At 42.8% G+C, this 13,009-nt stretch carries 12 protein-coding genes; 10 read left to right on the top strand and 2 right to left on the bottom strand.

The genetic code is table 11. The features are described 5' to 3' along the window. The first annotated feature begins 7 nt into the window (after positions 1 to 7). From C825_RS11030 to C825_RS11005, 6 genes are all read left to right on the top strand, one after another. Positions 8 to 406 (top strand): hypothetical protein, encoded by a 399-nt coding sequence (locus C825_RS11030; RefSeq protein WP_007658789.1) that lies wholly within the window; start codon positions 8 to 10, stop codon positions 404 to 406. A gap of 185 nt (positions 407 to 591) precedes the next feature. Next, a complete protein-coding gene (locus tag C825_RS11025; RefSeq protein WP_007658790.1) occupies positions 592 to 804 on the top strand; it encodes a hypothetical protein in 213 nt (70 codons plus the stop codon). 40 nt (positions 805 to 844) lie between these two features. Beyond that, positions 845 to 1,051 (top strand): hypothetical protein, encoded by a 207-nt coding sequence (locus C825_RS11020; RefSeq protein ID WP_010802493.1) that lies wholly within the window; start codon positions 845 to 847, stop codon positions 1,049 to 1,051. A 200-nt stretch (positions 1,052 to 1,251) separates the two neighbouring features. Further along, positions 1,252 to 2,199 (top strand): calcium/sodium antiporter, encoded by a 948-nt coding sequence (locus C825_RS11015; RefSeq protein WP_007658792.1) that lies wholly within the window; start codon positions 1,252 to 1,254, stop codon positions 2,197 to 2,199. 80 nt (positions 2,200 to 2,279) lie between these two features. After that, positions 2,280 to 2,981 carry a nucleoside-specific channel-forming Tsx family protein gene (locus C825_RS11010; RefSeq protein WP_010802492.1) on the top strand — a complete coding sequence of 234 codons (702 nt, stop codon included), beginning with the start codon at positions 2,280 to 2,282 and terminating at the stop codon, positions 2,979 to 2,981. Between the two features lie 10 nt (positions 2,982 to 2,991). Next, positions 2,992 to 4,287, top strand: coding sequence for an NCS2 family permease (locus C825_RS11005; RefSeq protein ID WP_010802491.1), 1,296 nt, complete (start codon positions 2,992 to 2,994; stop codon positions 4,285 to 4,287). An 81-nt stretch (positions 4,288 to 4,368) separates the two neighbouring features. Here C825_RS11005 and C825_RS11000 read toward each other — a convergent pair whose 3' ends face one another. Further along, complete coding sequence (locus tag C825_RS11000; RefSeq protein ID WP_010802490.1) at positions 4,369 to 6,411, bottom strand: M13 family metallopeptidase; 2,043 nt, start codon at positions 6,409 to 6,411, stop codon at positions 4,369 to 4,371. A 156-nt stretch (positions 6,412 to 6,567) separates the two neighbouring features. Here C825_RS11000 and C825_RS10995 point away from each other — a divergent pair, with 156 nt between their 5' ends. Next, entirely contained in the window at positions 6,568 to 8,907 is a 2,340-nt protein-coding gene (locus C825_RS10995) for a beta-galactosidase (RefSeq protein ID WP_010802489.1), read from the top strand. A 16-nt stretch (positions 8,908 to 8,923) separates the two neighbouring features. Here C825_RS10995 and C825_RS10990 read toward each other — a convergent pair whose 3' ends face one another. After that, entirely contained in the window at positions 8,924 to 9,928 is a 1,005-nt protein-coding gene (locus C825_RS10990; protein WP_007658800.1) for an AI-2E family transporter, read from the bottom strand. 835 nt (positions 9,929 to 10,763) lie between these two features. On the opposite strand from C825_RS10990, the gene C825_RS10985 reads away from it, so the two are divergent. The 3 genes from C825_RS10985 to C825_RS10975 all read left to right on the top strand — a co-directional run bounded on the left by C825_RS10985 (position 10,764) and on the right by C825_RS10975 (position 12,992). After that, a complete protein-coding gene (locus tag C825_RS10985) occupies positions 10,764 to 11,180 on the top strand; it encodes an NVEALA domain-containing protein (protein ID WP_010802488.1) in 417 nt (138 codons plus the stop codon). A gap of 67 nt (positions 11,181 to 11,247) precedes the next feature. After that, the gene (locus tag C825_RS10980) at positions 11,248 to 12,378 is read left to right on the top strand and encodes a DUF4934 domain-containing protein (protein WP_010802487.1); all 1,131 of its coding nucleotides are present in this window, start codon (positions 11,248 to 11,250) and stop codon (positions 12,376 to 12,378) included. Next, entirely contained in the window at positions 12,375 to 12,992 is a 618-nt protein-coding gene (locus C825_RS10975) for a hypothetical protein (protein WP_010802486.1), read from the top strand. The genes C825_RS10980 and C825_RS10975 overlap by 4 nt, the downstream gene beginning before the upstream one ends. Positions 12,993 to 13,009: the final 17 nt, after the last annotated feature.

The raw sequence follows: 13,009 nt of genomic DNA, 5'->3' as shown, positions 1-13,009 counted from the left end.
TTGCAGCATGAAAAATTTTCTGTTCATATTGACTCTGCTTTTCGGCATGTTGCTTTTTTCTCCCCAGGAGGAGGTTGAAAGCGACAACATCGCTGTGGCTCAAAAAGAGGCAGTCATGAAGGAAAAAGGTTCTGCGGATGTACAATATTACCTGAACGTATTAAGTACCGACCTGAAAGAAAGCAAAGGTCTGACTGCACGCAGAACGGTTCAATCGACTAATAATACATTTCATTTGCGCACGCTGAAAATAGCGGAAAAAGTACTTCAGGATATCCGCCTGAAGGAGATGAATGCACAACGGAAAGTGCTGGAAAATGTATCAGAATGTCAAACCATAAATCTGTCTACCCTTCTTTGCCGCATGGGGGAACATGTGTTTGCTCTGCGGAAACTCATTATTTAGTAATTGATAATTACTTTTGGCTTGATCCAAAAGTAATCAAAAGATCAAGGCTACACCGGCTTCGCTGAGGCCTTGTCAAGAACGCCATGCGTTCTCTTCGGATTGCCGACACTGCCTGTCACATTGATAAGTAAGGCTTCGAAACAATCCGGTCATTAATTATTAATTACTAAAAATGAAATATTATGTCTACTAAAAAATCAAATAAAACACGTATTTATGTTTCTGTTATTATAACTGTTGTTGGTTGCGTACTAGCTTGTAGTTCTATCATTCCTAACGATTACCTGAAGTTATTGGTGGTAATGGGTGCTCTGGGATATGGATTATATGGCATCATGAAAGGTTTGAGCAATACCGGCTCTGCTGAAGAAACTGCTATCGAAGAAAAAGAATAAGCATGTTTGAACAAAAGTAACCATTAAAAAGTTTAATAAAATGAAGATAAATAAAGATTTGGTAGATGCCGTCATGATGGTGTCGTTTATCATTTTGGTGTTGATCGGTACAACCGATTTTGAAAACGCTATCACAAAAGATGTAACAATGGGAGCATTAGGGCTGGTAACAGTCGCCATGGTCATACTCCGTGGCATACAACTGAGACAGGCAGCCAAAGAGCCTAAGGAAGAATACGAATATTAAATCACTAATACGAATATTCCTAACAACCCTAACTGAAATGTCTAGTTGCTTCCTGCTGTTATTCCGGAGCGATCCGGGGTTATCCGAGGTGCGTTTTTCTGCCTAAAAAATAACTTGCTGTTTACTTGGTTACGGTGGCAACATCCACCGGACAACAGGAAGCCGGACATTGTAATAAAAAGATTAGTAAATTTGCGACCATGATAACAAGCGTAACATTATTAGTTCTTTCGCTGTTTGCTCTCTACATCGGAGCAGGCTGGCTGGTAAAGGGTAGTACGGAGATAGCCCTGAAAGCAAAGATATCAAACCTGGTGATCGGTCTTACGATCGTTGCATTCGGTACCAGTGCCCCGGAATTGGTGGTCAGCCTGAATGCGTCCTTATCCGGGCAGGGTGATATAGCCGTGGGGAACATTATCGGTTCCAATATTTTCAATATCGCCGCCATTCTCGGTATATCCGCCGCCATCCAACCGCTACAGGCCAAACGCCAGCTTACCCGCCTGGATATTCCCATACTGATCGTCGCCACCGCCGTCTTCACGCTCCTGTTCTGGAACGGGGTACTCGGAAGGCTGGAAGGTTGTTTCTTTTTAGCGGGCATCATTATTTATACGGTTTTCAGCCTGTACTATTCACGCAAACATGAAAAGAAAGTGGAAGAACAGATCGGGGAGTTGGAGAAACAACCTGAACCCTGGTATAAAGATGTCCTGTATATCGTGGGCGGCCTGGTGATCCTGATCTTCGCCTCCAACCTGCTGGTCAACAATGCCGTATCCATCGCCCAGGAACTGGGTGTCAGCGAAGCGGTCATCGGACTGACTATCGTTGCCGCCGGAACAAGCATGCCGGAACTGGCCACCTCGGTCGTGTCGGCCCTCAAAAAGAATCCGGATATTGCGATCGGGAATATTGTCGGTTCCAACCTGTTCAATATCCTGGCTATAGCGGGAACCAGTTCTGTAGTAAGTCCGATCGCTGCCAAAAACGTCAATTACGTCGACCTGCTGGTTATGCTGGGATTAACCCTGCTCCTGCTTCCACTGGTGAAAAGCGGACAAAAGATTTCACGTGCCGAAGGGTGGGCGCTTATACTTGTGTATTTATGCTACCTGGCATGGCTGCTCAGGGATCTGATCTGATCGTGTAAAAGCAGGGCTTTTTTGAAGGTCTTGCTTTTTTTATACCTTTGTGGCTTCCATACATATTTTAAACGATCAGAATGAGAAAGTTTTTTACCCTAGCAGTCCTATTACTTGCCGTTTTCTGTGGGAAAGCGCAAAATGTTCAGTTACATTATGATTTTGGAGGCGCCTTGTACGACAAGGACCTGGACGGGCGTCCGGCACTGACCTCCACCGTGGAAATGTTCAAACCGGATAAATGGGGAAGCACCTATTTTTTCGTGGATATGGACTACAAGAGCAGCGGGGTCGCTTCGGCTTACTGGGAGATTGCCCGCGAACTGAGTTTCTGGCAACCGCCTTTTTCCATCCACGTAGAGTATAACGGCGGGCTGATGAAGGGAGCCTCCTACAACAATGCTTACCTGGGCGGTGCCACCTATACTTATAACAGCAAGGATTTCAGCAGGGGAATCACTTTCACCGCCATGTACAAATATATCCAGAAGCATAAAACACCCAATAATTTCCAGCTGACAACCACCTGGTATCTTCATTTTGCCAAGAACGGCCTGTGTACTTTCAGTGGCTTTGCCGACTGGTGGCGGGAAAAGAACGACCACGGGAACTTTATTTTTTTCTCCGAACCGCAGATATGGGTAAACCTGAACAAGATAAAAGGCGTAGACGAGAAATTTAAACTGAGTGTGGGCAGTGAAGTGGAGTTAAGCCATAACTTCGGAGGACGGAACGGCTTCTATACTATTCCGACACTTGCTGTAAAATGGACATTCGATTAAATAAACCGGCATGATACAAAAACTTTTAGGGTTTGATAAACAAACCATGAGAATCCGTACGGAAGTTATCGCAGGTATAACCACATTCCTGACAATGAGTTATATCCTGGCTGTGAACCCATCCATCCTGGGAACTACCGGTATGGACAAAGGAGCAGTTTTTACGGCCACGGCTCTGGCTTCCGCAATTGCCACCCTGCTCCTCGCCTTTATGGCCAAACTGCCGTTCGCACAGGCACCTAGCATGGCGCTGAACGCATTTTTTGCTTTCACGCTGGTACAGGGCATGGGATATTCCTGGCAGACGGCGATAACGGCGATGTTTGTCGAAGGGGTGATATTCATCCTTATTACTTTTCTGAATATCCGGGAGATCATACTTAACAGCATTCCCATGAACCTGCGGTATGCCATATCGGCTGGGATCGGCATGTTCATTGCATTCATAGGGTTGAAGAATGCGGGGATCATTGAATCCAACCCTGTCACCTATGTGATGTTCGGGGCCTTTACGCCGTCTTCGGTCCTGGCGATGGTCGGGATATTGTTAAGCGGCATACTGATTGTCAAAAAGGTGAAAGGCGCATTGTTCTACAGTATCCTGATCTGTACCCTGATCGGCATCCCGCTGGGGGTGACGGAAATACCGGAAGGATTTCTTCCTGTCTCCATGCCCCACTCGATGGAACCGACATTCTGTAAGTTCGATTTTTCCGAGTTCTTTACACTGGATATGGCAGTAGTGATCTTTACCTTATTGTTTATGAATATATTCGATACGGTAGGGACATTGGTCGGCCTGGCTTCGAAGACCGGGATCATGGGAGAAGACGGGCATATCCCGCATGTGAAAGAGGCGATGATGTCCGACGCGATAGGTACTACGATCGGGGCGATGATGGGAAGTTCCACCATAACGACGTATGTGGAGAGTGCCTCGGGTATTGCGGAAGGAGGACGTTCGGGTTTCACTTCACTGATAACCGGACTGCTGTTTATCCTGGCTTTGTTTTTTGCGCCGTTGTTCCTGCTGATTCCCAGTGCAGCCACAAGCGGGGCGCTGGTGCTTGTCGGCGTGTTTATGATGGATTCGATCTCCAAAATCGACATGGAGGATATGTCGGAAGCACTACCGGCTTTTATCACCATCATTATGATGATCCTCACCTACTCCATTGCCGACGGGATGGTGTTGGGACTGCTCTGCTATGTATTGGTAAAACTGTTCTGCGGCAAGCATAAGGATATCAGCATTACCATGTATATACTGGCAGCCTTGTTTATACTGAAGTTCATCTTTACGTAAAAGCGATATTCAGAGATATAAAAAGGAGGTGTAGCAAAAGCCTGTTTTGCTACACCTCCTTCACATTATATATTCTATGTATTACCAGATAACTACCCGTTCGGCAGGCAGCATGTACATCGGGTCGCCTTCTTTAATATCGAATGCCGAATAGAAAGTGTCGATATTACGCAAAGCGGCATTTACACGCCATTTACCTAATGAGTGCGGGTCGATCTTTGTCAGCAACAGGATTTCTTCAGGACGGATATTTTGTCCCCACAAGGTTGCATATCCCAGGTAGAAACGTTGTTCGTTTGTGAATCCGTCGATCGGAGCCGGAGTTTTACCTTTCAGGGAATTCAGGTAAGCCAGGTGAGAAACCAGCAAACCGCCCTGGTCAGCGATGTTTTCTCCCAATGTATAACGTCCGTTCGCATGAACACTGTCTGCAACGATAATATAGTCGTACTGCTGAACCAGACGGTCGGCACGTTCCGTAAAGAGGGCTGCGTCTTCGGGAGTCCACCAATCGGCCAGGTTACCGTTTTTATCGTAATTACGTCCCTGGTCGTCGAATCCGTGTGTCATTTCATGACCGATCACCACACCGATAGCACCATAGTTAACGGCATCGTCAGCTTCCGGGTTAAAGAAAGGAGGCTGAAGGATAGCTGCCGGGAAGCAGATTTCGTTTGTTGTCGGGTTGTAGTAGGCATTTACAGTCTGCGGTGTCATTCCCCAGCGGGCTTTGTCGACCGGTTTACCTGCTTGTTCCAGCTGGTACTCCATATCGAAGATATTCGAACGGCACACATTTGCCCAGTAAGAATCATCCTTGATCTCCAAAGCGCTGTAGTCACGCCATTTATCAGGGTAACCGATCTTTACGATAAAAGCAGACAGTTTTTCCTGCGCTTTCGCTTTTGTCTCATCGCTCATCCATTCCAGACCTGCGATACGTTCCGACAATGCTTTCTGCAGGTTTCCTACCAGCTCAAGCATCTTTTCCTTGGAAGAAGCCGGAAAGTATTTAGCCACATACATCTGGCCGACAGCTTCGCCCAAGGCACTGTTCACTGTAGACAGCGAACGTTTCCAACGCGGTTTCTGTTCCAGCTTTCCGGACATCACTTTTCCGTAGAAGTCAAATTCGGCTGCCACAAAATCATCACTCAGGTAAGGAGCAGCCGCATTCAAGAGGTTAAAAGCCAAGTAGTATTTCTGTTCGTCGATAGAAACATTTTTCATGAATTCGCCCAACGCTTCATAGAACGGAAGTTGTTTGGCATCGAGATATTCAATTTCCATCAAGCCCAAGCTTTCAAAATAAACGTCCCAGTCGAGCGGGTTGTTGTTTGCCTTGAACTCCTGCAACTTGATCTTATTATAGTTCTTCTGGCTGTCGCGCAGGTCTTCACGACTGAAAGAACTTTTGGCGATGCCTGTTTCTATTTTCATTACGGCATTGACAGCAGCTTCGGCCTGCTCAGGAGAAGCACCGGTCAATGTGAACAACTGGTTGATGAATTGTTTATACGCATCGCGCATTTTTACGGAGGCATCGTCTTCCACCAGATAATAATCGCGATCACCCATACCGAGACCTGCCTGATACATCTGTACGATATTCATAGAACTGTTCTTCTCATCGGCATCGACGAACAAAGCGAAGAAAGGAGCCATTCCTTCTTTATGCAAGGTTGCCACCATTTTGGCAACATCCGCTTTCGTTCCCAGACGGTTAATTGCATCCAATTGTTCCTTGACGGGAGCCAACCCTTCCGTATTCAGTTTTACACTATCCAATCCCATTTCATAGAGCATGCTGATCTTCTGAGCAACGCTTCCGGCTTCCTGGGGTTTGGAATCCAGCTCTGTGATAAGCGTACGCAATTGTTCCTGATTATTCTCAATCAACTGATCGAATGTGCCGAAGCGGGAATATTCCGGCTTCAGAGGATTGTTCTTTATCCAGCCTCCGCAAGCGTACTGATAGAAATCTGTACCAGGAGCCACTGTAGTGTCCAGATTTGCCAGGTTGATGGCATCATTTTTTGCAGTTTCCTTCACAGGTGACTGACTGCATCCCGACATTGTTATCATACCGACAGCAACCAACGGAATCATCATTAACTTTTTCATTTTTGTTCAACGTTTACTTGAATTATGCCGCAAAGGTACATAATTTCAGTAAAACAGAGCCGATTTTTATCCAATATGACTGATTATTATACCTGTATTTTCTTTTCTTTTATCTACTTTTACCATCGGAAAATATTTATAAACTTAATTTTTATCATGAATCACTTTATGAAGACCGTATCACTCCTGATGGTCATGTTGATTTGCGTACTGAGCGGATGTAAAAATCAGTCCGGCAGCAACGGCACTTTTGAAATCGGTGACAAAACATTTCTGCTAAACGGCAAGCCTTTCATTATAAAGGCCGCCGAAATCCATTACACCCGAATCCCCGTAGAATATTGGGAACATCGTATCCAGATGTGCAAAGCGTTGGGCATGAATACGATTTGCATCTATGCGTTTTGGAATATCCATGAACAGAAACCGGGCGAGTTCGATTTCAGCGGACAAAACGACATTGCTGCATTCTGCCGTCTGGCTCAGAAAAACGGTATGTATATCATGCTCCGTCCCGGCCCGTACGTTTGTTCCGAATGGGAAATGGGAGGCCTGCCTTGGTGGTTATTGAAAAAAGAAGATATACAGCTGCGTACAAACGACCCGTATTTCATAGAACGTACACGTATCTATATGAATGAGATCGGCAAACAACTGGCCGACAGGCAGATTACACGGGGCGGTAATATTATTATGGTACAGGTTGAAAACGAATATGGTTCTTATGCGACCGATAAATCGTATATTGCCAAAAACCGGGATATCCTGCGCGATGCCGGGTTTACCGACGTTCCCCTGTTCCAGTGTGACTGGAGTTCCAACTTCCTGAACAATGCACTCGACGATCTGGTATGGACCGTTAATTTCGGTACCGGAGCCAATATCGACGAACAATTCAAGAAACTGAAGGAAGTACGTCCGAACACCCCGCTAATGTGTAGCGAGTTCTGGAGCGGCTGGTTCGACCATTGGGGACGGAAACATGAAACACGTGATGCGGAAACAATGATTGCCGGACTCAGGGACATGCTGGACCGCAATATTTCTTTCTCCCTCTATATGACCCACGGAGGTACGACCTTCGGACATTGGGGAGGCGCAAACAGTCCGGCCTATTCAGCCATGTGCAGTTCATACGATTACGATGCCCCGATCAGCGAAGCAGGTTGGGCAACACCCAAATATCACAAACTACGCGAATTCATGGCAAACTATATGGCTCCGGGTGAAGTACAACCCGAAATTCCCGACGCATTCCCGGTGATCGAGATACCCGAGTTTGAACTGAAAGAGACGGCTCTGTTATTCGAGAACCTGCCGGAACCTAAAACCAGCCGCGACATCAAACCGATGGAGCAGTTCGACCAGGGCTGGGGCAGCATCTTGTATCGTACCACCTTGCCGGCAGTCAAAGCAGGTACCACCTTATTAATAGACGAAGTGCATGATTGGGCACAAGTTTTCATCGACGGTAAACTGATTGGCCGCCTGGACCGCCGCCGCGGAGAATTCACGATTAAATTACCGGCTACAGCTGCCGGCGCCCGACTGGATATCCTGATCGAAGCAATGGGACGTGTCAATTTCGACAAGGCGATACACGACCGGAAAGGTATCACGAACAAAGTGGCACTGATCACCGAATCCTCATCCGACGAACTGAAGGACTGGCAGGTATATAATCTCCCTGTAGACTATTCATTTGTAAAAGATAAGAAATATACACCGGGTAAAAAGGTTGAAGCGCCTGCTTATTACCGTGCTACTTTCAATCTCGAAACTCCCGGCGATGTATTCCTGGATATGCAGACCTGGGGAAAAGGTATGATATGGGTAAACGGAAAAGCCATGGGACGTTTCTGGGAAATCGGCCCTCAGCAAACATTATTTATGCCGGGTTGCTGGCTTAAAAAGGGAGAAAACGAAATTATCGTTCTCGACCTGAAAGGACCGGAAAAAGCATCTGTCAAAGGCCTGAAAACACCGATACTCGACATGTTGCGTCCGGAAGCACCGCTTACCAACCGCAAAGAAGGGCAAAACCTGAACCTGAAAAACGAAAAGCCTGTGGGACAAGGTTCTTTAAAGGCAGGAAACGGTTGGCAGGAGGTAAAATTCGATGCTCCTGTACAGGCCAGTCATTTCTGTCTGGAAGCTCTCAACGCCCAGGATGGAAAAGACAACGCTGCCATCGCCGAGTTTTATCTGCTGGATGAGAACGGCAAACCGCTCAGCCGCCAGCATTGGAAGATCGCTTATGCAGACAGCGAAGAAACTTACGGAGGTAATTTTACCGCCGATAAAATATTCGACTTGCAGGAATCCACTTACTGGAGTACGGCCAGAGGAGCCAAATACCCGCATCAGGTAGTCATTGATTTGCGCGAAAATGTAACAGTCTCCGGCTTCCGTTACCTGCCGCGTGCCGAAGAGGGCTATCCCGGAATGATCAAAGACTATAAAGCATATGCAAAAATGACTCCGTTCAGTTATTGAACGGGGTCATTCCCCTTTATTTATCCAAATACTCTTTTTTGAACATCGAAAAGCAAAGTATAAAGACAGAGATCAGGAGCGGACCGAATATAATTCCCATAAAACCAAACAGGGACAAACCGATTATTACTCCGAAAATCGTGATCAGCGGATGGGTATCCGCCATTTTTTTCTGTAAGATAAAACGAATCAGGTTATCCACGTTAGTGATAACGATCAGTGCATAGGCTGTCAAAGCCAGCGCATTTACCCAATCGCCGGTCAAAGCCATGTAAACGGCAAGAGGCAGCCACACCAAAGCAGTTCCCACAACTGGAATAATAGTCGCAAAACAGGTCAGAAAACCGAATAAAAACGGGCTAGGCGCATTAAACACCCAATATCCGATCATCGCGATAACACCCTGGATGATTGCCAGCAGAGGGATACCGATCGCATTGGAGGTAACGATCATATTGATCTCTTTCAGTACTTCGCGTTTATTTTCTTTGCTGAAGGGCAGGATTTCATAAATGTATGTTTCCATCTTACTCCCTCCGATCAGCATAAAATAAAGGATAAGAACCAGAACTGCCACATTCACTGCAAAACCGCTGATACCTCCCATCAGGGCCTGTCCGATCTTAGGCAGGACAGAGACAATAGATGAGATATTATCTTTTTCCAATACATCAAAGCCGGTCTTCTCCCTGACCAGGTCAGCGATATGCTCAAAAGAACTGATCAGTTCGGATGGGTTCAGGTTTATATTCTGAAGTTTATTAACGAACAACCAGACAGCCAGAGACAATGGTATCAGAAAACACAAGATGGTTTCAAGTAATAGCAATATGGCAACCAGGCTACGGTTCCAATGTCTCTTCTCTGTCAGGTACTGCAGTTGCTTTCGCAATAATATATAAATGGTACATGCACCGAGTATTCCTCCCAGAAACGGAGTAAATTCGATAAAAAGTATGATTCCCATTACCAGAATGATAGTGATCAGGGAATATTTCCAGTACGACTCTTTCAAGCTCATATTTGTTTATAATATAACATTCAACATCCTGTTTACAGTCATGACCTCCGGTCATTTGTATATAAAACAAATTATCTGCCACGGTTGTTAAGATTATCATATCAAAATATCAAAATGATAATTTAAGTACTTAATTACCCGGATATAACGCCCCAGGATCTTACAAGGAGATTTTTATGCAATTCTCCGGACATTCGATTTTACCATATTGACCCAAGAAAAGAAGAAAAAAGGTCAATTTTAAATAATACACCTATATATTGTAACTATTTATTCCCAGATCTCCGATTTCACAAGACTTATTAAAAACCATTTCATCCAACCATCAGAGGCCTTCTGTAGAAAAAACATGCCTAAAAACATAAGATTTGGAACTAAAAGATGAGCAATCCTATCAAGGAGAAAGCATATTTAACATATTTTTTTACTGCAATAAACTTAAATCTCATTTAAAACGAAAAAAAATTCGTTTTAAATGAGATGAATTTTTGTTTAAACCAAATTGAATTTGGTAAGAAATTCGAGAACAAAAAAGGAAATTGTTAAATAATGTATTAAACATATCTCTAAAACACCTATCCAGAGCAATATATACGTAAGCTGTTTTGAGTATTTCAAATCCATTTAATACAAAAACACAGGATTAAGCATCTATTTGCCAAAAGTTTTTTAGCAGTACGCTCCGTTTTCGAATATAATCAAGTTCAATTATAACTACAGACACAAATTCTAAGTCCTTTCTTAGTCAACTTTTCCACGTACAGTCCGGAACCCTCCAATTCATTATTTAAACGGTTGACTATATTTGCATCGTTGAACAACAAAACGATCAGTCATGAAAAAAACTATTCTAAAACTACCCCTGGTGATTTGCCTAATTACAGCAAGTTGCTACCTCTATTTACAAAAAGACAACGACCTCAATAATTTGGTCATTAAAAACATCGAAGCATTAGCCGAAGATGAATATTATGAGGTAGTAATAGCAGCCTTGGCTGCTATAAATGTGAATCTTGCATTCAATAGTGAAGAATCTGTCATTGATTTGTCTTTGACAAGTATAATGGCTCTGGCAAGGGGAGAGACTGATATTTGTTCGATTTGCGGTAATGATGTTAATACTTGTAATTGCGATGATTATGGTATCACATGTGACCATGGTAGTTGTGACGGAAAAGTATGTCATAAAAACACGGATAATTGGTCTTGTCGATGTGCGGCAAATGGGAATCCATATTCTTTTTGTATATAATACACAAAAGAAGTCCGGCTATTTTTTCCGGACTTCTCTTTTTGGACTTTTTAATCAGATTGAAAAAATGAAGAAACTATTTATACTGTCTTTTTTGATATGCTTTACTATGTGTACCCCTAAGCCACAAACTAGTGATGCTATTTTCGTTGATTTGGATCAACCGGAGGAAGCCTCTTTATTCAATTACTTTCGTTCTATAGAATTAATTCCATTGGAAACATCTTCGGAGGTTCTTATTAAGGGCATTACGAAAATAATTGTCCACCAAGATCGTTATTATGCATTGGACAAACCTCTATGCCTTATTTTTGTATTTGACAAAACTGGGAAATTTCTTTTTAAAATAGGCACAAAGGGACAAGGTGCCGGAGAATATTCATTTATCCAGGATTTCACTTTAAATTCCTTTTCAGGTAATCTGGAAATACTCGAACCTTATGGAAGAATACATGTTTACGATTTATCCGGCAAATTTATCGAAACAAAACGAATTGATTATCCAGGTTTTAAGGTCGCACACTCGCTGGCTGCTTTAGATAGTACCATCTATGTATCTCATTCGATGTTTGAACCTAAAAAGATTATTTATTTTAATCTTGATAAGCAAAAGTTGTTACATGAAGAATTTGAAGAGGATATGTCTCTTGGTAGTTACTCAAATATTCCTTATCAGTATCAGGATAACTGGTTCTTTTTCCGACCTGTCCATCCTGTTGTTTATAAATTGGGAAAGAAACGGCTTGAAGTCGCTTTTCAATTCAATTTTGGGAAATATACTAATGGTGGTAGAACTGCTGTTCTTTCAAAAGAAGCAGAAAGAGATTTCGCTAAAAACAAAAAAGAAATGTTTGATCAATTTTCTTATATGATACAGTCTGTGAGACATAACAATAAATATATATTCGCATCACTTTTCTGGAAAGATCAAAATCATAGGGCAAATATAATACATGACAAATCTACCGGAAAAACAAAATATATCCTTGATTTTAAAGAAAAAGTATGGTTTAACTCCTATCGTGGGGAAGAAATAATAGTTACAGACGAATATGCCTTGATGCCTATCCAATGGGTTGATTTAGAAAAACGCATTACAAAAGAAATGCTGGATGACAAGCAAAAAGAAATTCTTGAAAAATTATTGCAGGCTGACATGGAACAAAATCCGATATTAATTAAATACTGGTTCAAATGAAAAATAAATCAACACAAATAGTTTTAAAATGTACTCTAGCAGGTTTTCTGCTATTCAATATCGGTTTGTTATTTTTGAATCAACAGTATAAAAATAAATTAAATAGCACAAAACAGAAATTAGAACACTTGGAAAACATTGAAATCATGTTTGAAGTATCCAAAGAAACAACTGTCACAAGATTCAAATACGAACAATGCAACATAGGTAATTCAACTATCTATTTAGGCTCTGATAACAAAACCCTCATCCCTGCCCTATCCATCACCGATCGGCCCAAATTGGTGATAGGCTTGAATCAGAATATGTGTCGACCATGTGTTGAAGGAGTATTTGCTCACATTAAAGAAGTTTTTCCTGATTTTGAATCAAATCCGGATATTATATGCATTGCCGATATTGAACAACGATTCAAAGACGATTATTATGGCAAAAAAGTAGTAAGCTTTCATCAAAAAGAAGATTATCCTTTGTATGAAATAGAAACAACGCCATACTTTTTTATCCTTGATAAAGACTTATGTGTTAAATTATTATTTATTACTGATACAACAAGCCCTGAGCTAACAAAAGAGTATCTGAAAATCATTAAAGATCGTTATATGGTAAATTGAAATTCATCCCTAACACT

The sequence above is a fragment of the Parabacteroides sp. ASF519 genome (genome assembly GCF_000364265.2).
Classification (GTDB): Bacteria; Bacteroidota; Bacteroidia; order Bacteroidales; family Tannerellaceae; genus Parabacteroides; species Parabacteroides goldsteinii.
Note: the sequence above shows the minus strand (reverse complement) of the source record. Positions and strands in the feature narration are given on the sequence as shown.

Coding starts and splice junctions, on each gene's coding strand:
- C825_RS11025 (WP_007658790.1), top strand. CDS start 592: ATGTCTACTAAAAAATCAAATAAAACACGTATTTATGTTTCTGTTATT.
- C825_RS11000 (WP_010802490.1), bottom strand. CDS start 6,411: ATGAAAAAGTTAATGATGATTCCGTTGGTTGCTGTCGGTATGATAACA.
- C825_RS10985 (WP_010802488.1), top strand. CDS start 10,764: ATGAAAAAAACTATTCTAAAACTACCCCTGGTGATTTGCCTAATTACA.
- C825_RS10990 (WP_007658800.1), bottom strand. CDS start 9,928: ATGAGCTTGAAAGAGTCGTACTGGAAATATTCCCTGATCACTATCATT.
- C825_RS11005 (WP_010802491.1), top strand. CDS start 2,992: ATGATACAAAAACTTTTAGGGTTTGATAAACAAACCATGAGAATCCGT.
- C825_RS11010 (WP_010802492.1), top strand. CDS start 2,280: ATGAGAAAGTTTTTTACCCTAGCAGTCCTATTACTTGCCGTTTTCTGT.
- C825_RS11015 (WP_007658792.1), top strand. CDS start 1,252: ATGATAACAAGCGTAACATTATTAGTTCTTTCGCTGTTTGCTCTCTAC.
- C825_RS10995 (WP_010802489.1), top strand. CDS start 6,568: ATGAATCACTTTATGAAGACCGTATCACTCCTGATGGTCATGTTGATT.
- C825_RS11020 (WP_010802493.1), top strand. CDS start 845: ATGAAGATAAATAAAGATTTGGTAGATGCCGTCATGATGGTGTCGTTT.
- C825_RS10980 (WP_010802487.1), top strand. CDS start 11,248: ATGAAGAAACTATTTATACTGTCTTTTTTGATATGCTTTACTATGTGT.
- C825_RS11030 (WP_007658789.1), top strand. CDS start 8: ATGAAAAATTTTCTGTTCATATTGACTCTGCTTTTCGGCATGTTGCTT.
- C825_RS10975 (WP_010802486.1), top strand. CDS start 12,375: ATGAAAAATAAATCAACACAAATAGTTTTAAAATGTACTCTAGCAGGT.